Source organism: Streptomyces sp. NPDC093795 (assembly GCF_044764665.1).
Taxonomy (GTDB): domain Bacteria; phylum Actinomycetota; class Actinomycetes; order Streptomycetales; family Streptomycetaceae; genus Streptomyces.
On record NZ_JBIWIO010000009.1, the window covers coordinates 229,441 to 249,371 of the forward strand.

Below are 19,931 nucleotides of genomic sequence, written 5' to 3' on the forward strand. Positions count from 1 at the left end.
GAGCGGGGCGCCGGGTCGGTCGCGGAGCGGGGCGCCGGGTCGGTCGCGGAGCGGGGCGCCGGGTCGGTCGCGGAGCGGGGCGCCGGGTCGGTCGCGGAGCGGGGCGCCGGGTCGGTCGCGCTCACTTGAAGCCCTTCTTGACGTGGTCGAGGTAGGCGGTGCCGCGCAGGACGCGCTTGCAGCGGGGGCAGTACTCGGTCCACTCGTCGAAGCCGAGGTCGAGGTCGCGCATGGTGCCCTTGAGGTTCTCCACGTACGGGGCGGTGTCGATGGGCTCGTGGCAGCGGCGGCAGGTGAGCGCCTCCTCGTCCTTGCGGCGGGAGGTGTACTTGAAGAGCTGCATGCCGACGGCGGCGGGCCGCTGCACGATGTGGAAGAACTTCCCGAAGGGGATGTAGATGAGGGTGAAGACGACCGACACCATGTGGAGGATCGCGAGGAACTCGTAGCCTCCGCCGTGCAGGAAGATCGACGAGAAGGTGAGCAGGAGCCCGGTCACGGAGATGACGACGAGGGCGATCAGCGGCACCAGGTCGTAGGCGAAGCGCTGGCCGGTGACGGCCCCGCGGTCCTTCATGCGGCGCCGGAGGAAGTAGGCGGCGCCCGCGATGACGAGGACGGCGGCGATGTCGAGGCCGTGGAACATCAGCCAGCCGAGGACGCCGAGGGCGTCGAAGCCGATGATCTTGAGGCCCCAGATCCGCATCTCGTAGCCGGGGCCCGAGCCGGTGGCGGAGGTGAAGGTGAACCAGCCCCAGGTGAGCGGGAAGGTGATCGCGGCGGCGAGCAGGCAGCCCCAGAAGATGAGCTGGTGGGCGGCCCAGCGGGCGTGGGAGCGGGCGCCGAGGAACTTCTGGAAGCCGAGGTAGGTGGCGATCATCCTGGGCAGGGCGGTGGGCGCCTTGCGGAAGTTCGCGACGGAGAAGAAGGAGCGCCAGCCCTGCTTGAAGAGACGGCGGGCACCGGGTGCGGAGATCCAGACGGTGTAGCGGTAGGCGATGCCGAAGGCGAGGAAGACAGTGGCGACGGCGTAGGGCAGGAGGGCCGAGTCGAAGTCGCGGAGCAGACGGCTGCCGAAGACGATCGCGAGGATGAGGAGGGCGGAGACGACGACGCCGGCGAGGGTGGCGCGGCGGCGTACGGCGGCCGGAGTCTGCGGCGCGGGGGTGCCGGCGGCCGTGCTGCCGGGTGCGGGGCCTTGGGCGGGGCCCGGTGCGGGGGTCGGCTCGACTGTCTGCGGTGGCTCGGTCACGCGGATACGGTACGACCGTATGCCCCTTTTTGCCCTGTTTTACGGGGTGCCGGGGTGAGGGCGCGTCGCTCGGACGGCGGTCAGACGGGATGACATGGCGACCGGGCCTGGGTCCCGTCGCCGCGGGCGCCGGCTCCTCCGCGTGGCAGCGGGCTCCTCCGCGTGGCAGAGGAACAGGAGGGTCTCCGGCTCTGGTGTGCTGGGGCCCATGACACAACCGTTCCTGCCCCTCACCGCACGCTCCCGCGAGGAGTCCCACCGGGCCGCCACGCCCCTGGAGCTCTTCTTCGACCTGTGTTTCGTCGTCGCCGTCGCCCAGGCGGGCGCGCAGCTCGTGCACGCCGTGGCCGAGGGGCACGCGGGCGAGGGGATCATCAACTACGCGATGATCTTTTTTGCCATCTGGTGGGCTTGGATGAACTTCTCCTGGTTCGCCTCCGCTTACGACAACGACGACGTTCTCTACCGGGTCGTCACCCTCGTCCAGATCGCCGGGGTCCTCGTCCTCGCCGCCGGCGTCTCGCGCGCCTTCGAGGAGCACGACTTCCTCGTCGTCTACCTCGGCTACCTCGTCATGCGGCTCGCGCTCGCCACCCAGTGGCTGCGCGCCGCCCACCACGCCGCCGACAGCGCGGAACGGACGATGTGCCGGCGGTACGCGGGCGGGGTCGTCGCCTGCCAGGTCGGCTGGCTCGGGCTGCTCCTCGCGCCGGAGCCGGCCCGCCCCTGGGTGTTCCTCGTGATGGCGCTGGCCGAGATGGCCGTACCCGTGTACGCGGAGAAGGACGCGCCGAGCACCTGGCACCCGCACCACATCGCCGAGCGGTACGGCCTGTTCACCATCATCGTGCTCGGGGAGACCGTCGCCGCCGCGACCGTCGCCGTGAAGTCGGGCATCGTCGAGAACGACGCCCTCGGCGAGCTGCTGCCGATCGCCGCCGGCGGTCTGCTGCTCGTCTTCGCCGCCTGGTGGATCTACTTCGTCGTCCCCGCCCACGACCGGCTGACGTCGAGCCGCCAGGGCTTCCTGTGGGGCTACGGCCACTACGTGATCTTCGCGTCGGCCGCCGCCGTCGGCGCGGGCCTCGAGATCGCCGTGGAGCAGGCCGTGGGCAAGGCGCACCTCTCCACGCTCGCCGCCTCCGCGTCGGTGACGATCCCGTCGGCGATCTTCCTGCTGTCCGTATGGCTGCTGCACGCGCGCTACTTCAAGGTCGGCATCGCGCAACAGCTCGTCCTGCCCGTCTCGGCGGGCGCGATCCTGCTGTGCTCGTTCGCGGGCCGCTGGGCGGTCCTGGCCGCCGGCCTGGTCGCGGCGGCCACGGTCGCGGTGGGGGTGACGCTGACGGCCCGCAACCCGGCGACGAAGGCCGACGCGGGCCCGGAGAACGGCTGAACCGGCGCACCCACGACGGCTGAATCGGCGCACCCGCGGCGGCTGCCCCCCGTGGTAGGCAGGGGACATGACACAGCCCGAGGGGAAGAACGGCCGCGACTCGATCACCGACGTCGGCGGAGTGCGTGTGGGGCACGCGCGCGTGGAGGGGGGCGGGGCACTCAGTGGCACCACCGTGGTCCTTGGACCCGAGGGCGGGGTGGTCGCCGCCGTGGACGTACGGGGCGGGGGGCCGGGCACGCGGGAGACGGACGCCCTGGATCCGCGGAACGTGGTCCAGCGGATCGACGCGGTCGTCCTGACCGGCGGCAGCGCGTACGGCCTGGATGCCGCCGCCGGCGTGATGGCCTGGCTGGAGGAGCGGCACCGGGGCGTGCGGGTGGGGCCCGACCCGTCCCACGTGGTGCCGGTGGTGCCCGCCGCGTGCGTCTTCGACCTGGGCAGGGGCGGCGACTTCACGGCCAGGCCGGACGCGGCGACGGGTCGGGCGGCGGTCGAGGCGGCCGACGCGAGCGGCGACCACGCGCGCGTGGAGACGGGCGCGGTCGGCGCGGGCACGGGCGCGGTGGTCGGCGGCCTCCGGGGCGGCGTCGGCACGGCGAGTACGGTCCTGGAGTCGGGCATCACGGTCGGCGCCCTCGTGGTGGTGAACGCGGTGGGCTCGGCCGTCGACCCGGCCACGGGCGCGTTGTACGGGAGTTACCACGCCGCCGGCGGTCCGCCCGCCTTTCCCGACCCCGACGTGCACGCGGCGGCCGTGTCGCGCCTCGCGGAGGCGCACGCGGCGAGCGCCCCTCCCCCGCTGAACACCACGCTCGCCGTCGTCGCGACGGACGCGGTGCTGACCCGCGCCCAGGCGCAGAAGGTCGCGGGCACGGCCCACGACGGCATCGCGCGGGGCCTGCGCCCGGTGCACCTGATGAACGACGGGGACACCGTCTTCGCCCTCGCCACCGGCGTCCGGGACCTGCCGGAGGGCCCTGGTCCGCTCGCCCTGAACGAGATCCTGGCGGCGGGGGCGGACCTGGTGACCCGGGCGATCGTACGGGCGGTGCTCGCCGCCCCCGGCGGCCTGCGCGGGCCCGGCGGGGACTTCCCCTCGTACGGCGAGCTGTACGGGCAGAGGAGTGTCCGTACTCCCGGCGAGGGGCGGTGAGTTGGGGGAACTTCCCCCGCGCGCCCTTCGTTTTCCGGAACCCCGGACACGATGTCAGACCCAGGGACTACGTTAAGCAAGCACCGAGTGACATGCGGCGACGGCCTGGAGACCCTCTTGAACGATCCGCAGGATCCTCACGATCCGTACGAGACGACCGAGACGCACGTTGAGCGCCTCCTCGGCCGGGCGCTCAACTCCTTCGACCTGCCCGACTCGACCGTCGAGCGCCTCGGCACGGCGCTCGCCCACTCCAGCGCGCTGCACTCCTCGCACCACAGCGCGTCGCTGCACCGCTCCACCTACCGCCATACGTATCTGCTCGGCGACGGCAGCGCGCTCTCCCTCTGGGAGCTCACGCACAACGCCGGCCGGGACGGCGCCGAGCAGCACGAGCTGTACGCCGAGGAGTCCGAGGCCCGGCTCGCCGCCTCCCGGCTCCCGACCGGGCCGCTGCCGGGCTGGAGCGCGGAGCGCTCCGACGGCGGCGCCCTCGACGAGGGCGACGACGACGACCTGGCGCTCCTCGGGGCCCTGCTCGCCCGCCCGATACCCGCCCAGCCCCGGATGTACGTGCCGGACAACTCCGCCGACCACGCGCGCCGCGTCCTGCGGCGCGCGGAGAACGCGGACCGGCCGGGCGAGGGGACGGCCCGCAGGCTCCGGCTGGCCTTCGCCCACCACATCACGCAGGCCTTCGGGCGCCACTGCCCCGTGGAGGGGGGCCGGGACGCCGGCTTCACGCTCTACGAGCACCAGTTCCTGCTGCTCGACGGCAGCGAGGTCAGCCTCTGGGAGGTGGAGCACACGTCGACGCCGGACGGCCGACACATGTGCGAGGTGTACGAGTCGGAGCGCGCCGCCCGCGACGCGATGGAGTCCCGCTCCCGGGTCCGCTGACATCCCGCGCGTACGTGCTGACGCACGCGACCTCGCGCCGGTCCGCCTCCCGGGGTCGGACCGGCTCGGGGACGGACCGGCGCACCGGTATGGGGTCAGACCGGTGCGGGAGCGGCGGTCTCGGCGAGGCGGTCGACGGCGAACGCCCGGTTGGCCCGGGTCTGTTCGCGGTACTTCTCCGGCAGGTCGGGCAGGGCGAGCAGCCGGTCGCAGGCGGCGAGGGAGGCGGCGTGGTCGCCCACCCAGTACGCGGTGATCGAGTACTCGAAGAGCAGCCCCCACCGGTACACCCACGGCTGGGTGAAGAGCAGGTCGTCGGGGTGCTCCCGGTCCAGGACGGAGGAGACCACGGCGTGGGCGGCCCGGTAGCGGCCCATCCCCCGGAGTCGCGCCGCCAGCTCGTAACAGGCCTCGAGCCGCCCCGGCCGTGACTCCCAGGCGCGGGTGAGGGCGTCCATCGCGGCGGGCCAGTCGCCGGCGTCGGCGCGCAGGACGCCCGACTGGAGCAGGGAGTAGTAGACCTCCTCGCCCCAGCCGCCCATGGCCGCGCGCCGCTCGTAGAGGGCGACGGCCTCACCGGGGCGGCCCAGGTCGCGCAGGGTCTGCGCGAGGTAGAAGACCGTACGGGGGTTGGTCGGGTCCCGGTCGAGCTCGGCGCCCAGGAGCCGGGCGTCCCGCTCGAACTTGTCGTGCCGTGAGCCTCCGTCGGCGTAGTCCTCGACGACGAGGGCGTCCAGGTTCTCCTGGACGTGGTCCCGGTCGGCCGTCAGGTACTCATGGGTGACGCCCTCGTACCGCCACGGCAGATCGCCCCTGACCAGGCGTTTGATGCGGTACTCCAGGGCGCCCTCGTGGCGGATCATGTACGCGTCGGCGGTCAGCGCGGGCAGCGGTCCCTCCTGCCGGAGGACGAGGTCGGCGTCGAGGAGCAGCAGGTGGCCGGCCCGGCCACGGGCGTGCGCGATGTTCAGGCTGCGGTTGTGGCCGAAGTTCACCCACGGCTCCTCGTACAGCTCGCCGGGGATGCCGTCGAGGGCGGTCCGGATCAGCTCCTGGGTGCCGTCGGTGGACCCGGTGTCGGAGATGACCCAGGTGTCCACCAGGCCACGGACGGAGGCGAGGCAGCGCTCGATGACGGCGGCCTCGTTCTTGACGATCATGCACAGGCAGATGGACGGCTGCACGGCAACACCACTTCCGGTGGGGGCGGGAGGAGCGGTCGGTGGAGCGATCGGGGGGCGACCCTACGGAGGGCCCGCCGACGCGTTCGGGCGGCGCGCCGCCGGGCCGTTCGAAGTTCGCCGTGGCGTACGCATCCATTCGGTTGTCCGCGATAGGCCATGGCGTTGAGAGTGCCGCGCGACCGTCAAGACCGGGCCTGCGCGATCCGATGATCCGATTGTGGGAGCGACCATCGCTCCCCTCTCGATCTCGCTCACACCGGCCGTGAAGCCGGTGGAGGAAGGAGCATGCATGCGTCCTGATGCCAGGACCCGGTCCAAGCTCGGTCCCCTGCCCCGACGTCGCTCATGGCTCGGCGGCGGCGCCGCCGCCTCGCTCACCCTCGTGCTCACGGGCTTCGCGTCACCGGCGGTGGCCGGCACGTGGGAGGACGCCCCCCGTACGACGATCGCGGGGCCGTCCACGGGCGACCACTGCGAGGAGCGGCCGCCGCACCACCCGGACGGACCGCCCCCGCACCACCCGGACGGACCGCCGCCGCAGCACCCGGACGGGCCGCCGCCGTGGGAGCACCAGAACGGCCCGCGTCACATGGGCCAGGACGGGTCGGCGCCGACCGGTGACCTCCAGGCGTTCCTGGACCAGCACATCAGGCCACTGGTGGAGGGCCCGCAGTTCCGGACCCTGCCCGCGGCCCCGGCCGGCGGGGACGAGTGCCCGGTGGGCCCGACCGGACCGACCGGCCCGACCGGACCTCCCGGTCCTGAAGGACCGACGGGTGACACGGGCGCGACGGGCGCTACGGGTGCGACCGGGGCAACGGGTGCGACCGGCCCGACCGGGCCGGCGGGCGAGACCGGGCCGACCGGCGCCACGGGCGCGACCGGAGCAACCGGCGCCACAGGAGCGACCGGCGCGACCGGGCCCACGGGGCCCACTGGCGCCACAGGTGCCGCGGGTGTCACAGGAGCGACGGGAGCCACGGGCGCCACCGGAGCCACCGGCCCCTGCTCCGACATCGACGCGTTCAGCCACTCGAACAACGAGGACTTCCAGGCGGTGCTCACCGGCGGCAAGGCCTTCGTCGGGAAGGCGAGCGTGCTGGGCGGGACGATCGCCTGGCAGGACCTCACCAACGCCGTCGCCACCATGACGGACCCCGCGAACGCCAACTACCCGACGGGCGTCTGCGCCATCGCCATCGAGGCCAGGGGCAGCGACGCTTTCGTCAAGGTCGTCACGACCGGCGGCCAGGTCTGGCAGACGCACGGCGACCTCATGAGCAACACCTTCGTCTGGGACGAGGGCTGGTTCCAGCAGTCGACGCCCACCCCGCTGGCCCTCCGCGCGAACAAGTTCACGCGCGCGCTGCCTTCCGGGGCGGCACGGAACCTCGCCCTGCCGGAGGCGGCACGCCCCTGACGGGCTGATCCGGCCATGACGAAGGGCCCTGGCCACGGGAGTCCTCCCGCGACCAGGGCCCTTCGGACCGTTCAAGGCCCTTCGGCCCTGTCGTCGACGGACCTCAGTGCGTCAGCACCGGCTCCTTCTCGACCGCCACGCCGGTGTCACCCTCCTCGTCACCGCCGCCCTCCAGGTGCTGCTTCGGCTTCGACGGAAGCGCGAACATCACCAGGAAGATCACGGCGAGGACACCCGCGACCCAGCCCATCGCGTTCTGGAAGGCGTCCGTGAACGCCGCCCCCGCCTCGGCGGGCGACGTCGGGGCGGGCTTGTCGTCGATCACGCCGAAGAAGACCACCGACACCAGGCCGAGCCCGAGCGCGTTGCCCATCTGGCCCGTCGTGTTGATCAGGCCCGAGGCCGAACCCGCGTGCTCCTTCGGCACGTCCGAAAGGACCGCGTCCGTCAGCGGCGCCACGATCAGACCCATGCCGAGACCCATGACCACGAGCGGCGGGATCATCTGCCAGGACGCGATCCCGGTCCCGTAACGCCCGGCCTCGAAGAGGTAGAGCAGGACACCCGCGACCATCGTCAGCGCGCCCGCCTGGAGCACCTTCCGGCCGAAGCGCGGCACCAGCTTCTGCACCGAGATCCCGGCGGCCACCGACACGGCGATCGAGAACGGCACCCCGGTGAGACCGGCCTTCAGCGCGCTCCAGCCGAGCCCGACCTGCATGTACAGCGTCCACACCAGGAAGAAGATGCCCATCACGACACCGAAGGTCAGCTGCACGGCGATACCGGCGGCGAAGCTCTTCACCTTGAACAGCGACAGCTCGACGAGCGGCGAACCGTCCTTCTTCGTCTTGTACTTCTCGTACGCGACGAGGGCGCCGAAGACGAACACGCTGCCGGCCATCATCAGGTGGCCCCACAGCGGCCAGTCCAGCTCGCGGCCGCGCGTCAGCGGGTAGATCAGCATCAGGAGCGCGCCCGTCACCAGGAGCACACCGACCATGTCGAGCCGCAGCGCCTTCGGCGCCTTCGACTCGGTGATGAACTTCCGGCCGAGGAGCAGGCCCGCGATGCCGACCGGCAGGTTGATGAGGAAGATCGGCCGCCACTCGAGGCCCGCGATGTTCCACTGCGTGAGGAGCGCGCCGAGCAGCGGTCCCGAGACCGCGCCGAGGCCGATGATCGCGCCGAACATCCCGAAGACCTTGCCGCGCTCGTGCGCGGGGAACGTGACGTGGATGATCGACAGGACCTGCGGCACCATCATCGCGGCCGCCGCGCCCTGGAGGAGCCGGGAGGCGACCAGCATCTCCGGGTTCACCGCGAAGCCGCAGAGCGCGGAGGCGACGGTGAAGCCCGCCGTGCCGAGGAGGAAGAGGCGCTTGCGGCCGTAGATGTCACCGAGCCGGCCGCCGGTGATCAGACCCGCCGCGAAGGCGAGGGCGTACCCGGCGGTGATCCACTGGATGGCCCCGAAGTCGGCGCCGAGGTCCCGCTCGATGCTGGGGATCGCGATGTTGACGATCGTGGCGTCGACCAGGTCCATGAAGGCGGCGGTCATGACGATGGCGAGGGCGATCCAGCGCCGCTTGCCGTTCGCTTCGGTGGGGGCCGCGTCCGTGACGGCGTCGTGTGAACTCATACGAAGAAGATAGAAGTCATCTAGGTCAGCTCGTGTCCTAGATCGGCCGCATCCTGGAAGACATGACGGACACTCCGGCACGACTCCTGAATCTGCTCTCGCTCCTCCAGACCCCGCGCGAGTGGCCCGGAAGCGAACTCGCCGACCGGCTCTCGGTCTCCCCGCGCACCATCCGCAGGGACATCGACCGGCTCCGGGACCTCGGCTACCCCGTCGAGGCGACGCTCGGCGCGGTCGGCGGCTACCGGCTCGTCGCCGGTACGGCCATGCCGCCGCTGCTCCTCGACGACGAGGAGGCCGTCGCCATCGCGGTCGGCCTGCGGGCCGGGGCCGGGCACGCCATCGAGGGCGTGGAGGAGGCATCCGTACGGGCCCTGGCGAAGCTGGAGCAGGTGCTGCCCGCGCGCCTCAGGCACCGGGTCTCCACCCTCCAGAACGCCACGATCCCGCTGACGCGCGGCGACGGAGCCACGGTCGCCCCGGCCACGCTCACCGCCCTCGCGGGCACGGTCACCGGCCGGGAGAAGCTCCGCTTCGGCTACCGCGCGGGCGACGGCGCCGAGACGAAACGCCTGGTCGAGCCCTACCGGCTGGTCTCCACCGGGCACCGCTGGTACCTCGTGGCGTACGACCTCGGGCGCGAGGACTGGCGCACCTTCCGGGTCGACCGGGTGAGCGAGCCGCTCGCCACCGGGGCCCGCTTCACCCCGCGCGAGCTGCCGGCGGGGGACGCGGCGCAGCTCCTGCTCCGCTCCATGTCCCGCGCCCAGGCCGAACTCGACCTGGACGTCAGCTTCGAGGCCCCCGCCGACTTCGTCGCCGCGCGCCTCCCCTCCCACCTGGTCCCCACCGCGACGGGCCCGACCACCTGCCGCCTCCACGCGCGCGTGACGGACTCGGTCGAGTGGCTGGCCCTCCGCCTCGCCCTGGTGGACGCCCCCTTCACGATCCACGGCCCCGCCCCCCTCCATGACTACGTGGAGGACCTGGCGAGCCGCCTGGCGGCGTCGACACGGCGGTAGGCCCGTCAGGGCGCCCGGGGGGCGGCATGCCAGGGTCATGCCGGGGTCAGCGGGACAGCTGCGGTCAGTACGGTGCCCTCGCCGGGGGTCGATTCGACGGTGAGCGTGCCGCCGAGCTGCTGGACGCGGGCGCGCAGGCCGTGGCCGCGTACCCCGGGGTCCGGGGTACGCGGCCGAGCGAGCCCGCTAGGCCACCGCGTCGAAGCCCGTGTCGCGGGCCATCCTCTTGAGTTCGAGCAGCGCGTGCTTCTCGATCTGGCGGATCCGCTCCCTCGTCAGACCGTGCTGCTTGCCGACCTCCGTCAGCGTCCGCTCGCGGCCGTCCTCGATGCCGTACCGCATACGGATGATCGACGCCGTCCGGTGGTCGAGCTTGCCGATGAGGTCGTCGAGCTCCTCGCTGCGCAGCAGCGTGAGCACCGACTGCTCCGGGGAGATCGCCGAGGTGTCCTCAAGGAGGTCACCGAACTGCGTCTCGCCCTGGTCATCCACCGACATGTTCAGCGAGACCGGGTCACGCGCCCAGTCCAGCACGTCGACGACCCTCGCGGGTGTCGAGGCGAGCTCCGTGGCGATCTCCTCGGGCTCGGGCTCCCGCCCGTGCTCCCGGTTGAACTCGCGCTGCACCCGACGGATCCGGCCGAGCTCCTCCACGAGGTGGACGGGGAGCCGGATCGTGCGGGACTGGTCCGCGATGGACCGGGTGATGGCCTGGCGGATCCACCAGGTCGCGTACGTGGAGAACTTGAAGCCCTTCGCGTAGTCGAACTTCTCGACCGCGCGCACCAGGCCCGCGTTCCCCTCCTGGATCAGGTCGAGCAGCGGCAGTCCGCTGCGCGGGTAGCGCCGGGCGACGGCCACGACGAGCCGCAGGTTGGACTTGATGAAGAGGTCCTTGGCACGCTCACCCTCGGCGACCAGCGCTTCGAGCTCCTCGGGGGACGCGCCGCCCGCCTCGCTCTCCACCTGCCCGTCGAGGACCTGCTGGGCGTACACACCTGCCTCGATCGTCTGGGAGAGCTCGACCTCCTTGGCGGCGTCGAGCAGGGGCGTGCGCGCGATCTCGTCGAGGTACATGCCGACCAGGTCGCGGTCGGCGATCTCCCCGCCCACGGCGCGAACGCTGCTTGCCCGTGCGGCCCCGCTCGTGGCGGAGGTCTGACGACGGGCGACGGCACGGGTTGCCATGCGTGCTCCCTTGCTGAGTAGGTCGCGACACCCTTACGGGTGCCCTGCATCCGACGGAAACAACGACTGGAATCAGGACAGAATTCCCACCGGGCACATGGATTTTCGCGATCATGCAGTATCCTGCGCGGCCGCCGCCCCTGCGGGCATGGCTCCGACACCCACGGAGGCGCAGGTCAGACCGGGCACGGAGGGTGATCCGGCGCCGCTCGCGGGGTGCCCGACCACACTGTCGGTGAGACCGCGATCACATGCGGCGCCGTCTTTCCAGACGCCCGGACGGAGCAGACGGTTGCTTCGGGGCGCGGCCGGGGGGGCGACCCCCCGTCCTAGTCGCCCGGGGGCGCGGCCACCCGGCCCAGCCACCGCGCCCCGGCCGTCCCCGGCCCAGCCACCCCGCCCCCAGCCGTCCCCGGCCCAGCCACCCCGCCCCCAGCCGTCCCCGGCCCAGCCACCCCGCCCCCAGTCATCCCCGGCCTAGTCCTCCTCGGCCTCGCGGACTAGGTCCCGCGCCCGTTCCGCCCCGCCCCGCCCCCGCCCTAGCGTCCTCGTCATGTGCGACACCACCGGCACCCTCGACGAAGCCCTCGAACGCCTCCACGCCACCGGCCCCGAGCGGCACGGCCGCCTCACCAACCACGCCCCCATGGCCGTCGAGGCCCTGGTCCACCGCGGCCAGGCCCCGGCCGTGCACCGCTGGCTCGATCGCTACGCGCACAAGCTGGAGGAGCCACCGCCCCCGTCGCGCCCCGTCACGGCCGCCGACTGGCGCGAGGCGCTCGGTGACCCGGCCCGGGTCACCGACTGGACCACGTTCTTCACCCGCGAACTCGACGGGCGCCCCTGGCGGGAGGTCCTCGCCGAGTGGTGGCCCCGGCTGCTGCCCGGGATCGCGGGTGGTTCGGCGCATCCCGTGATCCGTACCGGTCATGCCGTACGGACCCTCCTGACGTCCCCGGAGACGGCCCCGCGCCGCGCCGAACTCGCACACGCCCTCGGCTACTGGGCGGCCCGCCACCTGCCGCTTCCCCCGCTCACCCCGCTGGCCGCGGCGCCGACGGCGGCGGCTGCCCTGGAGGCCGTACCGCCGGTCCCCGAGCAGGACGGCCCGCTGCTGGGGCGGCTCGGTCAGCTGACGGCGTTCCCGGTGTGGGGCACGGCACCGGACCCGGACACCGCGCGGGCGCGGCTCGTGGAGCTGGTGACGGCGGCGACGCACCGGTACGCGACGCACGGCCACGGCGAGCCGATCATGCTGGTGCACGCGGCGACCGCGCCGAACGCGGTCCTGCGCGCCCTGCCCGCGCTCCCCCGCGCGCTGTGGGCGCCGAGCCTGGCGGCGGCGTGGGCGGCGGCGGCCGCGGTGACCGCCGCGTACACACCGGCGGCGGCGGAGCCGTACGCGCCCACGTCCCTCACCCCACTGGAGGTCTTCGAGCGGGCGGCGGCGCACGGCGACGACCACACGATCAAGTTCACCGACACGGCACTCGACGTGGGCGACCCGCTGGCACTCGCCGCGGCGGTCCGCTCGGTCGAGCTGAACCCGCCGGTGTTCTGACGACCGTGTCACCCCTTACCCGAACTGCACCGACCGCTTCGCAAGCCCCATCCAGAACCCGTCGATCACCGACCGCTCCGCGTCGAGGTCCCCGGCCGCGTCCGCGGCGCCCATGGTGACGAAGAGGGGGGCGAAGTGCTCGGTTCGCGGGTGGGCGAGGCGTCCGGCGGGCGACTTGTGCGCGAAGTCGAGCAGGGCGTCGACGTCGTGCGCGGCGAGGGCCTCGTGGCCCCAGGCGTCGAACTCGGCGGACCAGCCCGGCACCCCGCCACCGGTGTGGCGGAGGGCGGCGAGGTTGTGGGTGAAGAAGCCGCTGCCCACGATCAGGACGCCCTCGTCGCGCAGCGGGGCGAGCCTGCGCCCGATGTCCATGAGCCGGCGCGGGTCGAGGGTGGGCATGGAGATCTGGAGTACGGGGATGTCGGCGCCCGGGAACATCTCGACGAGCGGCACGTAGGCGCCGTGGTCGAGGCCCCGGTCGGGGATGTCCTGCACGGGTGTGCCGGGCGTCCGGAGCAGTTTGCGGACCGTCTCGGCGAGGGCGGGCGCGCCGGGAGCCTCGTACTGGACCTGGTAGTAGTGCTCGGGGAAGCCCCAGAAGTCATAGACGAGGGGGATGGTCTCGGTGGAGCCGAGCGCGAGCGGGGCCTCCTCCCAGTGGGCGGAGACCATGAGGATGGCCGTGGGGCGCGGGAGGTCCGCGGACCAGGCGGCGAGCTGGCCGGGCCAGACCGGGTCGTCGGCGAGCGGCGGGGCGCCGTGGGAGAGGTAGAGGGCGGGCATCCGTTCCGGCGTGGTGTCCATGGCGACGGCCTCCGGCTTCACTTCCGACGTGGTTATTGAAACTTCAAGCTCACTCTCTCCGCAGCATAAGCCGACATAGTTCAACTTTCAAGGATGAGTCGTACGATGGGAACCATGGGAGACATGACCGAACCCCGCTGGCTCAGCGACGAGGAGCAGCACGTCTGGCGCGCCTATCTGCACGCCACCACGCTCCTCGAGGACCACCTCGACCGCCAGTTGCAGCGCGACGCGGGAATGCCGCACATCTACTATGGACTGCTCGTCCAGCTCTCCCAGGCTCCCCGCCGCCGCCTCCGCATGACGGAGCTGGCCAAGAGCGCCAAGATCACCCGCTCCCGGCTCTCCCACGCGATCGCCCGTCTGGAGAAGAACGGCTGGGTGCGGCGCGAGGACTGCCCCTCCGACAAGCGCGGCCAGTTCGCCGCGCTGACCGAGGAGGGGATGGACGTCCTGCGCCGGACCGCGCCGGGCCATGTGGCGGCCGTACGCCAGGCCCTCTTCGACCGGCTCTCCGCCGAGCAGGTGGAGCAGCTGGGCGCGATCATGCGGGTCATGGCGGAAGGCCTCGAACACCAGGGGCCGGACGCGGGCCCGGACGCGGACCTGCCCTGGCTCCGCTGAGCACACGGCTCGCGGAACCAGGGCAGGGAAGACCCACGGCGTACGGGGTCAGTGCACGACGACCGGCACCCTCAGCACGCGTCAGTGAACGATGACCGGCACCTTCAGCTCGTCGTCCGCGCCCTCGCCGGAGCCCGAACCGGCGAGGGCCCCGGTGTCCGGCTTCCCGGTGTTGATCAGGACGAAGGCGATCGCGGCCGAGACGACCAGGATGCCGACGGCCCACCAGATGGCAGCGGTGTAGCCCTCGACCATGCCCTGGAGCTGGAGCAGCTTCTGCCCGGCCGGGGTGGTCGCGCCCGCCGCGTTGTCGGTCAGGTACGCGGTGGTCGCCGAGGCGGCGATCGTGTTCAGGAGGGCCGTACCGATGGCGCCGCCGACCTGCTGCGAGGTGTTGACCATCGCGGAGGCCACACCGGCGTCCCGCGGGTCCACGCCGAGCGTCGCGAGCGACATGGCCGGCATGAACGCCGTGCCCATGCCCAGGCCCAGCAGCAGCTGCGCGGGCAGGATCAGACCGGCGTACGAGGTGTCGACCTCCAGCTGCGTGAGGAGCAGCATGCCGACGCCGGCGGTCAGGAAGCCGGGGGCCATGAGCAGCCGCGGCGGCACCCGGGTCATCAGGCGCGTACCGATCTGGGTGGAGCCGACGATCATGCCCACGATCATGGGCAGGAACGCGAAGCCGGTCATGACGGGCGAGTAGCTCTTCACGATCTGGAGGTAGTACGTCAGGAAGAGGAACAGGCCGAACATCGAGATGACGGCGAGACCCAGCGACAGGTAGACACCGCCGCGGTTGCGGTCGGTCAGGACGCGCAGCGGCAGCAGCGGGGCCTTCACCCGCGACTCGACGAGGACGAAGACGCCGAGCAGCACCACGGAGCTCACGAACATGAGGATCGTGCCGGTGTCGCTCCAGCCCTCGGACTCGGCGCGGGTGAAGCCGTAGACGAGCGCGACCAGACCCAGGGTGGAGAGGATCACGCCGGGGATGTCGAGCGTGGAGCGGTTGCGGCCGCCCGCCGGCTCACGGATCACGAGGTACGCGCCGACGGCGGCGACGATCGCGAACGGGATGTTGACGAAGAAGGTCCAGCGCCAGTTCAGGTACTCGGTGAGGAAACCGCCGAGGATCAGGCCCACGGCGCCGCCACCGCCGGCGATCGCGCCGTAGATGCCGAAGGCCTTGGCGCGCTCCTTGGCGTCGGTGAAGGTCACGGCGAGCAGCGAGAGCGCGGCGGGCGCGAGGAGCGCGCCGAACGCGCCCTGGAGCGCGCGGGCACCGAGCATCGTCGCCTCGCCGGTCGCGGCCCCGCCGAGGGCGGAGGCGGCGGCGAAGCCGATCAGGCCGACGACGAAGGTGCGCTTACGGCCCCACAGGTCGGCTATGCGACCACCGAAGAGGAGCAGACCACCGAAGGCGAGGGCGTAGGCGGTGATGACCCACTGCCGGTTGCCGTCCGAGATGCCGAGGTCCTGCTGCGCGGAGGGCAGGGCGATGTTCACGATCGTCGCGTCGAGGACGACCATCAGCTGGGCGAGGGCGATGAAGACGAGCGCTTTCCAGCGGCCCGGGTCGGCGTGGGTCACGGTGTGGTCGGGGACTTTCGGCATGGGGGTAGCCACCTCTTGGCGCGTACTGGTGAAAAAGGGCGTAAAGGGAGTGCTGGTCAGGTAAGCAAGTACGGGTGAACGCCCGCGTTCAACGTCATGACGTTCATGACGTTCATGACGTTCGCGACGGGCAGGAGTCGCGTCTCAGGCCCTCCAGGGTGGCGGCCGTGCCGGGCAGCTCGGAGCGCGCGGGCGCTTCCAGGCCGTCGAGGAACAACTGCAGATGACGGTGGACGAACTGCTCGAAGTTGGTTCCGCAGGCCGTACCCGGCAGCGGGCGGGTCAGCTGGGACACCGCCACCATCAGGTCCCCGACGCCGACGTCGGGGCGGAGCCGGCCCGCCCGCTGGGCGCGGTCGACGAGCGCCGTGACGGCTTCCTCCACGCGTTCCCGTTCGACGGTCAGGTCGGGGTGGTCGCTGTCGAAGGCCCCGTCGAGCATCGGGCACAGGGCTCCGATGCGTTCGTCGGCGGCGGCGTGGGTGAAGCGCCGGAGGGCGGCGAAGGTGTCGTCCTCCTCCTCGGCGGCCCGTACGGCGATCTCGGTGACCCGGCCCATGATCGAGAGGACGACCTCGTGGACGAGGTCGGCGCGCTCGGGGAAATTCCGGTAGAGCGTGGCGTTGCCGACGCCCGCCCGGCGCGCGATCTCGTCGTACGGCACCTGGGGGCCGAACTCGACGAACATCTCGCGCGCCGCCGTCACGATCCGCTCGCGGTTGCGCAGGGCGTCGGCGCGCGGGCGGGGTACACGGCGGGCGGGCACGGTGTCGGTGGTAGCGGTACCGGTCACGCCACAGCCTCCTCACAGTCGTCACGGTCATCCGGGTCGTCCGGCCATCCGGTCATCAGGCCATCCGGGGAACGAGTCCCCACTTCCTTCGACACAGGCGTAAACGGGGACGCGCTCCCCGGTTATTTCCCCGCACGCCTGTGACCCGCGTCACACACGAGCTGCCCGGGCGGGATACCCACGATCGGGCCACCCGGCGCGCGCGTCCGAACAGCTCGTCACAGGCTGATCGCACAGCGCGGCCCACCGCGAGACCGGGGAGGGACCGTGCCGCCGACCTGACCCCACCGGAGAGGCGTCCGTATGCAGCACCCCCGCCGACGGATACGCAGACCCGTCGCCCTGGCCGCGACCACGGCGCTCTCCCTCGCGCTGCTCGCCTCCGCGAGCACCACCCTCCCCGGGCCCGCCCCCGCCTCGGCAGGACCCGTGGCCACCGCGCCCGAAGCCGCCCAGCTGGGGCCGTGCCGCATCGCCACCACGATGGGCGTGCAGATGTCGGAGGGGCTGCCCACCGCCCCCGGGTACGTACGCTCCACGGGCCAGGTCAGGGCCCTCAACCTGATGGTCGACTTCCCCGACGTCGCCGGGGACGGCACGGCGATGGGGCGCTTCCGCGAGTTCTTCCCGCAGACCACCGACTGGTTCCGCACCAGCTCGTACGGACGCCTCACGTACAAGGCCGAGGCCCCGATACCCGACTGGCTGCGGATGCCCAGGGCGTTCTCCGCGTACGGGATCGAGCGCGGCTCACCGTACGAACCGGGCTACCGCTCCCTCGTCGAGGACATCGTGAAGGCCGCCGACCCGAAGGTGGACTTCAGCGCGTACGACCTGGTCAACATCCTGATCACACCGAACGCCGGGCCCTCCGCCCTCGACACCGTCCTGTCCGTGACGTTCTCCGGCAACGACGACGCCCCCTACGCCGACGGCGTACCGCTCGCCAACACGTCCTTCGTCTACAGCCGCCAGGACGACGGCTCCGGCAGCTTCGCCGAGACCGGCTACCGCGTCCTGCCGCACGAGAACGGCCACGTCTTCGGCCTGCCCGACCTGTACACCTCGGACGGCGGCGGGACCGTCGGGCACTGGGACATCATGTCCGAGGACTGGGGGGCCAACAACGACCTCCTCGGCTGGCACAAGTGGAAGCTGGGCTGGCTCGACAACGAGCAGGTCGGCTGCGCCTCCCGCATCGGCACCGTCGACCTCGCCCTCACCCCGCTCGCCGTCAAGGGCGGCCCCAAGCTCGCGGTCGTCCCGCTCTCCGACACCTCGGGGTACGCGGTCGAGGTCCGCAGCCAGGACGGCAACGACGAGGCGGTGTGCGAACCGGGCGTCCTCGTCTACCGGGTGGAGTCCGACGTGGACACCGGCCACGGCCCGGTGACCGTCTCGGACAGCGAACGCGCCAGCGGCGGCTGCACCCGGCGCGCCAACGTCCACGCGGAGCTGTCGGACGCCCCGTACCAGCCCGGCGAGACGTTCACGGACCGCGCCAACGGGATCCGGATCCACGTACTCGACGAGGACGCGAAGGGCACCTACCGGGTGCGTATCACCCGGAGTTGAACAGACCGTTCCGCAACTCCCGCTTGAGGATCTTCCCGGTGGCGTTCCGGGGCAGCTCCGACTGCCGTACGACGATCCGGGCGGGCACCTTGAAGGCGGCGAGGCGGGCGGCCACGTGCGCGCGGAGCCACTGGAGGTCGGGGTCGAGGCCTGGGCCGGCGTCGGGACCGGGGCCCGGTCCGGCGTCGACACTGGCGTCGAGGCCCGGGCAGGCGGCGGGACCGGGGCCCGCACCGGCGCCCAGGCCCGCGTCGGCACCAGGGCCCGCACCGACGCCCGGGCCCAGACCGGCCCCCGCCCCCGCCCGCGGCCCCGCCCCGGTCCGCAGCCGCACGACGGCCACGACCTCCTCCCCCAACAGGGCGTGCGGGACGCCGAGTACGGCGGCGTCGACGACGTCGGGGTGCTCCTGCAGAACGGCCTCGACCTCGACGCAGTACACGTTCTCGCCACCCCGGATCACCATGTCGGTGAGCCGGTCGACGATGCTGACCCGCCCGTCCTCGTCGACCCGGGCGAGGTCCCCCGTCCTGAACCAGCCGTCGTCGGTGAAGGCGGCCCGCGTGGCGGCCTCGTCCCGCCAGTACCCCCGTATCAACGACTGCCCGCGCAGCCACAGCTCGCCCACGCCGTCCCCATCGGGCCGGTCGATCCGCACCTCGGTGGCGGGCGAGGGCCGCCCGACGCTCCCCGGGTGGGCGCGGTACTCGGCGCCGACGTTGGACAGGACCCCCCCGCTGGTCTCGGTGAGCCCGTAGCCGTTACGGGGCTCGACGCGCTCCCCGTACCCGGCGCTGATCCCGGCGACGATGCCGGGCGGGGCGGCGGCGCCTCCGGTACTGAGCAGGGTGAGGCTATCCAGCGGGTCGCCGGTGGCGCGGGCGAGGTCGAGGAGCTGGAGCGCGGTGGTGGGCACGCCCGCGTAGTGGGTGACCCGGTGCTCCCGGATCAGCCCGAGAGCCTGGCCGGCGTCCCACTTCCGCATCATCACCAGCGTGCCGCCGGCGGCCATCACGGCGTAGAAGGAGGTGAAGGCGGCGACGTGGAAGAAGGGGAACGTGGTCAGGGAGACGGGCGCGGGCCCGGCCCCGGGGACGTCCCCGCGCGCGAGGGCGGCCGCAGCGGCGAAGTACCGGGGGTTCATGGCGGCGCCGGCCTGCGCGAGGTGGGTGGCGACGGCGCCCTTGGGGCGGCCGGTGGTGCCGGAGGTGTAGAGGATGGTGGAGTCGTGCTCGGGCAGGACGTCGACGGGCGGAGGCCCGAGGAGCGGATCCGTATCGGCGACGTACGGGACGAACCCCTCCTCGGTCTCGCCACGAAAGACAACCCCGGGCACCCGGTTCTCACGGGCCCACGCCCGGACCCGCCCGACCCGCTCGCCGTCGACGAGCAGCACGCCGGGTGCGCAGTCGTCGAGCGCGTACGCGAACTCGTCCTCGGTCCACCAGGCGTTGAGGGGTACGGCGACGAGCCCGGCGAGCTGCGCGGCCCAGAAGGCGACCTGCCACTCGGGAAGGTTCCGCATGGCGACGACGGCCCGGTCACCGGGCCGCAGGCCGTACTCCCCGACGAGCCGGCGCGCGAGCCCGCAAGCGGCGTCGAAGAACTCCCGATACGTCGTCCGCCCGCCCTCGGACACGAGGAACACCCGGTCCCCGTAGGCCCAGGTCACCTCGACGAACTCCCGCAGGGTGCGGGGCCCGCCGACGTACACCCCGCCCTCGACGGCGAAGGGCGCACCGGTCGCGGTCAGCCGCGCTTGCGCGTCGGACACGACCACGAGAACCTCCCGGGCGC

At 72.5% G+C, this 19,931-nt stretch carries 16 protein-coding genes and 1 pseudogene; 8 read left to right on the forward strand and 9 right to left on the reverse strand.

What is annotated here, in order from left to right; genetic code table 11:
* Positions 1-121 precede the first annotated feature (121 nt).
* Positions 122-1,252 (reverse strand): MFS transporter, encoded by a 1,131-nt coding sequence (locus tag ACIRB7_RS24320; RefSeq protein WP_403602366.1) that lies wholly within the window; start codon positions 1,250-1,252, stop codon positions 122-124.
* Between the two features lie 208 nt (positions 1,253-1,460).
* Here ACIRB7_RS24320 and ACIRB7_RS24325 point away from each other — a divergent pair, with 208 nt between their 5' ends.
* The 3 genes from ACIRB7_RS24325 to ACIRB7_RS24335 all read left to right on the forward strand — a co-directional run bounded on the left by ACIRB7_RS24325 (position 1,461) and on the right by ACIRB7_RS24335 (position 4,704).
* Positions 1,461-2,648 (forward strand): low temperature requirement protein A, encoded by a 1,188-nt coding sequence (locus ACIRB7_RS24325; RefSeq protein ID WP_403602369.1) that lies wholly within the window; start codon positions 1,461-1,463, stop codon positions 2,646-2,648.
* 67 nt (positions 2,649-2,715) lie between these two features.
* Entirely contained in the window at positions 2,716-3,804 is a 1,089-nt protein-coding gene (locus ACIRB7_RS24330) for a P1 family peptidase (RefSeq protein ID WP_403602371.1), read from the forward strand.
* Positions 3,805-3,855: 51 nt separating this feature from the next.
* Positions 3,856-4,704 carry a DUF6227 family protein gene (locus tag ACIRB7_RS24335; RefSeq protein ID WP_403602374.1) on the forward strand — a complete coding sequence of 283 codons (849 nt, stop codon included), beginning with the start codon at positions 3,856-3,858 and terminating at the stop codon, positions 4,702-4,704.
* 95 nt (positions 4,705-4,799) lie between these two features.
* On the opposite strand, the gene ACIRB7_RS24340 is transcribed toward ACIRB7_RS24335, so the two are convergent.
* A complete protein-coding gene (locus tag ACIRB7_RS24340) occupies positions 4,800-5,888 on the reverse strand; it encodes a glycosyltransferase (protein ID WP_403602377.1) in 1,089 nt (362 codons plus the stop codon).
* A gap of 289 nt (positions 5,889-6,177) precedes the next feature.
* On the opposite strand from ACIRB7_RS24340, the gene ACIRB7_RS24345 reads away from it, so the two are divergent.
* Positions 6,178-7,308, forward strand: a complete 1,131-nt coding sequence (locus ACIRB7_RS24345; protein ID WP_403602379.1) for a hypothetical protein — start codon at positions 6,178-6,180, stop codon at positions 7,306-7,308.
* Between the two features lie 103 nt (positions 7,309-7,411).
* On the opposite strand, the gene ACIRB7_RS24350 is transcribed toward ACIRB7_RS24345, so the two are convergent.
* A complete protein-coding gene (locus tag ACIRB7_RS24350) occupies positions 7,412-8,950 on the reverse strand; it encodes an MFS transporter (protein WP_403602382.1) in 1,539 nt (512 codons plus the stop codon).
* Between the two features lie 62 nt (positions 8,951-9,012).
* Here ACIRB7_RS24350 and ACIRB7_RS24355 point away from each other — a divergent pair, with 62 nt between their 5' ends.
* Complete coding sequence (locus ACIRB7_RS24355; protein ID WP_403602385.1) at positions 9,013-9,972, forward strand: helix-turn-helix transcriptional regulator; 960 nt, start codon at positions 9,013-9,015, stop codon at positions 9,970-9,972.
* Positions 9,973-10,007: 35 nt separating this feature from the next.
* On the opposite strand, the pseudogene ACIRB7_RS24360 reads toward ACIRB7_RS24355, so the two are convergent.
* A pseudogene (locus ACIRB7_RS24360) lies at positions 10,008-10,205 on the reverse strand (sensor histidine kinase); the annotation flags it as partial.
* A complete protein-coding gene (locus ACIRB7_RS24365) occupies positions 10,159-11,160 on the reverse strand; it encodes an RNA polymerase sigma factor RpoD/SigA (protein ID WP_403602387.1) in 1,002 nt (333 codons plus the stop codon). The pseudogene ACIRB7_RS24360 and the gene ACIRB7_RS24365, both read right to left, overlap by 47 nt.
* A gap of 553 nt (positions 11,161-11,713) precedes the next feature.
* On the opposite strand from ACIRB7_RS24365, the gene ACIRB7_RS24370 reads away from it, so the two are divergent.
* Positions 11,714-12,721: a questin oxidase family protein gene (locus ACIRB7_RS24370; RefSeq protein WP_403602390.1), complete on the forward strand. Its 1,008-nt coding sequence runs from the start codon at positions 11,714-11,716 to the stop codon at positions 12,719-12,721.
* A gap of 15 nt (positions 12,722-12,736) precedes the next feature.
* Here ACIRB7_RS24370 and ACIRB7_RS24375 read toward each other — a convergent pair whose 3' ends face one another.
* Positions 12,737-13,525 (reverse strand): dioxygenase, encoded by a 789-nt coding sequence (locus ACIRB7_RS24375; protein WP_403602392.1) that lies wholly within the window; start codon positions 13,523-13,525, stop codon positions 12,737-12,739.
* Positions 13,526-13,630: 105 nt separating this feature from the next.
* On the opposite strand from ACIRB7_RS24375, the gene ACIRB7_RS24380 reads away from it, so the two are divergent.
* Entirely contained in the window at positions 13,631-14,149 is a 519-nt protein-coding gene (locus tag ACIRB7_RS24380; RefSeq protein ID WP_403602395.1) for a MarR family winged helix-turn-helix transcriptional regulator, read from the forward strand.
* A gap of 81 nt (positions 14,150-14,230) precedes the next feature.
* On the opposite strand, the gene ACIRB7_RS24385 is transcribed toward ACIRB7_RS24380, so the two are convergent.
* Positions 14,231-15,766, reverse strand: coding sequence for an MFS transporter (locus tag ACIRB7_RS24385; protein ID WP_403602398.1), 1,536 nt, complete (start codon positions 15,764-15,766; stop codon positions 14,231-14,233).
* Positions 15,767-15,878: 112 nt separating this feature from the next.
* Positions 15,879-16,559, reverse strand: a complete 681-nt coding sequence (locus ACIRB7_RS24390) for a TetR/AcrR family transcriptional regulator (protein WP_403602401.1) — start codon at positions 16,557-16,559, stop codon at positions 15,879-15,881.
* 303 nt (positions 16,560-16,862) lie between these two features.
* Here ACIRB7_RS24390 and ACIRB7_RS24395 point away from each other — a divergent pair, with 303 nt between their 5' ends.
* Positions 16,863-18,134, forward strand: coding sequence for a M6 family metalloprotease domain-containing protein (locus ACIRB7_RS24395; protein ID WP_403602404.1), 1,272 nt, complete (start codon positions 16,863-16,865; stop codon positions 18,132-18,134).
* On the opposite strand, the gene ACIRB7_RS24400 is transcribed toward ACIRB7_RS24395, so the two are convergent.
* On the reverse strand, positions 18,121-19,908 hold the full coding sequence (locus ACIRB7_RS24400; RefSeq protein ID WP_403602407.1) for a class I adenylate-forming enzyme family protein: 1,788 nt from the start codon (positions 19,906-19,908) through the stop codon (positions 18,121-18,123). The genes ACIRB7_RS24395 and ACIRB7_RS24400 overlap by 14 nt on opposite strands.
* Between the last annotated feature and the right edge of the window lie 23 nt (positions 19,909-19,931).

Coding starts and splice junctions, on each gene's coding strand:
- ACIRB7_RS24355 (WP_403602385.1), top strand. CDS start 9,013: ATGACGGACACTCCGGCACGACTCCTGAATCTGCTCTCGCTCCTCCAG.
- ACIRB7_RS24350 (WP_403602382.1), bottom strand. CDS start 8,950: ATGAGTTCACACGACGCCGTCACGGACGCGGCCCCCACCGAAGCGAAC.
- ACIRB7_RS24385 (WP_403602398.1), bottom strand. CDS start 15,766: ATGCCGAAAGTCCCCGACCACACCGTGACCCACGCCGACCCGGGCCGC.
- ACIRB7_RS24380 (WP_403602395.1), top strand. CDS start 13,631: ATGGGAACCATGGGAGACATGACCGAACCCCGCTGGCTCAGCGACGAG.
- ACIRB7_RS24395 (WP_403602404.1), top strand. CDS start 16,863: ATGCAGCACCCCCGCCGACGGATACGCAGACCCGTCGCCCTGGCCGCG.
- ACIRB7_RS24365 (WP_403602387.1), bottom strand. CDS start 11,160: ATGGCAACCCGTGCCGTCGCCCGTCGTCAGACCTCCGCCACGAGCGGG.
- ACIRB7_RS24335 (WP_403602374.1), top strand. CDS start 3,856: ATGTCAGACCCAGGGACTACGTTAAGCAAGCACCGAGTGACATGCGGC.
- ACIRB7_RS24345 (WP_403602379.1), top strand. CDS start 6,178: ATGCGTCCTGATGCCAGGACCCGGTCCAAGCTCGGTCCCCTGCCCCGA.
- ACIRB7_RS24375 (WP_403602392.1), bottom strand. CDS start 13,525: ATGGACACCACGCCGGAACGGATGCCCGCCCTCTACCTCTCCCACGGC.
- ACIRB7_RS24370 (WP_403602390.1), top strand. CDS start 11,714: ATGTGCGACACCACCGGCACCCTCGACGAAGCCCTCGAACGCCTCCAC.
- ACIRB7_RS24330 (WP_403602371.1), top strand. CDS start 2,716: ATGACACAGCCCGAGGGGAAGAACGGCCGCGACTCGATCACCGACGTC.
- ACIRB7_RS24325 (WP_403602369.1), top strand. CDS start 1,461: ATGACACAACCGTTCCTGCCCCTCACCGCACGCTCCCGCGAGGAGTCC.